1 protein-coding gene is annotated in these 246 nt (G+C 69.9%); it reads right to left on the bottom strand.

Going from position 1 to position 246, the window contains the following annotated elements; all coding sequences use genetic code 11:
- Positions 1–246: peptide chain release factor-like protein (locus SB754_RS22290; RefSeq protein ID WP_410784461.1), on the bottom strand; the 246-nt coding region annotated here is incomplete at both ends.

The following is a 246-nucleotide window of genomic DNA, read 5'->3' as shown; positions in this document are numbered from 1 at the left end:
GTGCGGATCTGCGCGGCGCGGCCCTGTGAGGCCTCGGCGTTGGCGGCTTCTTCGGCAGCGGCCTGCAACCGGGCCGCGAGAACCTGCATCGCCCTGGCCTTGTTCTGCAGCTGTGAACGCTCGTTCTGGCAGGTGACGACGATCCCGGTCGGCAGGTGGGTGAGCCGGACCGCGGAGTCCGTGGTGTTGACGCCCTGCCCGCCCTTGCCCGAGCTCCGATAGACGTCGACCCGCAGGTCGGACTCA

Source organism: Leifsonia sp. SIMBA_070 (genome assembly GCF_046534635.1).
In the GTDB taxonomy this organism is placed as follows: Bacteria; Actinomycetota; Actinomycetes; order Actinomycetales; family Microbacteriaceae; genus Leifsonia.
Note: the sequence above shows the minus strand (reverse complement) of the source record. Positions and strands in the feature narration are given on the sequence as shown.